This window comes from Nitrosomonas sp. Nm84, from assembly GCF_003201565.1.
Classification (GTDB): Bacteria; Pseudomonadota; Gammaproteobacteria; order Burkholderiales; family Nitrosomonadaceae; genus Nitrosomonas.
The window spans coordinates 1-1,198 of sequence record NZ_QJJP01000081.1 but is presented as its reverse complement, the minus strand read 5'-3'; the positions used below and the strand labels follow the sequence as shown (position 1 = coordinate 1,198).

General features: G+C 45.7%; 1 protein-coding gene. It reads left to right on the top strand.

Annotation, left to right across the window (positions count from 1 at the left end):
* Window positions 1-68: 68 nt before the first annotated feature.
* Window positions 69-1,049 (top strand): transposase, encoded by a 981-nt coding sequence (locus C8R34_RS16160; RefSeq protein ID WP_110342311.1) that lies wholly within the window; start codon window positions 69-71, stop codon window positions 1,047-1,049.
* The last annotated feature ends 149 nt before the right edge of the window (window positions 1,050-1,198 follow it).

Genomic DNA, 1,198 nt, shown 5'->3' with positions numbered 1-1,198 from the left:
GGGACTGTCGGGAAATTGTCAAGAAATTAAGCGATACTACGGAAAGTTAAAACCGACAGGATTTGTTGATGAAGAAAAGAGAACAAGGCAACTTATTTCTTACCCTGGATGCTCTGGTACCGCTGGATCATTCGTATCGAAAGCTGGATCAATTATTACCATTCGATAAGCTGAGTTTGGCTTATCGAGGGCTTTATTCGCCCAAAGGCCGCAAAGAGAAAGGATTTGAATTTGGCTTGCGAGCACTGACCATTCAATTTATGGAAGATTTAAGTGATCGAGAGATGGAACGCTATCTTCAGGAGAATCTTGCGTGCAAATGGTTTTGTGATATGAATCTGGGAGAGGCAGCACCGGATCACAGTTATTTTGGTGAGTTTCGCAAGCGCCTGGGAACCGGGAGATTGATGGATATTTTTTCTCAAGTACGAAATGGTTTGCAAGGCATGGGGCTGATACGGGAAATATTTACTTTTGTTGATGCGAGTCAGTTGATCAGTAAATTAACCACCTGGGACGACCGGGACCGGGCGATCAAGCAAGGGGTCGAGCAGTTCAACAACGAAACTGCCGGGAAAGTTGCGGCGGACAAGCAAGCGCGCTTTGGCTGCAAGGGGAAGAACAAATACTGGTTTGGCTACAAGGAGCATGTTTCGGTGGATATGCAAAGTGGTTTGATTAACAAGGTTGCGGCGACTTCTGCGGAAGTGACTGACGCACACGGTTTTCAGCATGTTTGTCCCAATGGTGGCGCAGTCTACGCAGACAAAGGATATGGTTTGAATCCTGTCAAAATCACACTCAAGCGCAAAGGTTGTCATGATGGAACCATCAAGAAGAACAATATGAAAGAAAAGAATCGCGATAAAGATCGTTGGTTATCAGCAATTCGCGCGCCTTATGAACGTGTGTTTGCGCATCGCAATAAGAAGGTTCGCTATCGCGGGTTGGTGAAAGTGCAGTTTCAGGTGGGTATTCGGGCGCTGGTATTCAATCTCAAGCGGCTAATGACATTAGGGGTTGATCGAATTACGTTGTGTCATACATAGGATAAATCCGCACTCCATCTGCCAAATAAGGCAAATTTACGGCAGAAAAGGCTTCCAGAGATTCTATTCTCTGTTAATTCTGCGCCTTCTTGATGTGTCGTTGTCGGTTTTCTGTCTTTCTCAGCTCTTTTGAGTTTCCCGACAAGCCC

Coding starts and splice junctions, on each gene's coding strand:
- C8R34_RS16160 (WP_110342311.1), top strand. CDS start 69: ATGAAGAAAAGAGAACAAGGCAACTTATTTCTTACCCTGGATGCTCTG.